This window comes from Mediterraneibacter sp. 210702-DFI.5.30 (assembly GCF_020560115.1).
GTDB classification, from domain to species: domain Bacteria; phylum Bacillota; class Clostridia; order Lachnospirales; family Lachnospiraceae; genus Mediterraneibacter; species Mediterraneibacter faecis.
This window is the reverse complement of record NZ_JAJCME010000193.1, coordinates 1-231: the sequence shown is the minus strand read 5'-3', so window position 1 is coordinate 231 and position 231 is coordinate 1. Positions and strand designations below refer to the sequence as shown.

Here is a 231-nt window from a genome sequence, read left to right as displayed (position 1 = left end):
GGATCACGGAAAACACATTGCCAAAATTAGAACTTGCTGTTAATTTGACGTACTTCATCGTGTTCGTAAACACGCGCCGTCCAGATAAAATTCCTTTTTCCAAAACCATTAAATCTTTTCTCAATAAAATTACATCCGCCGATTCTTTCGCTACATCGACAGCTGTATCAACAGAGATTCCTACATCAGCAGCACGCATTGCTCCAGCATCATTTATTCCATCACCTAAAA

The 231-nt window shown here is 39.4% G+C and carries 1 protein-coding gene; it reads right to left on the bottom strand.

Translation table 11 applies throughout. The features are described 5' to 3' along the window. Window positions 1-231 (bottom strand): hypothetical protein (locus LI126_RS15220; protein ID WP_227165749.1); only part of this gene is annotated, 231 nt, incomplete at both ends.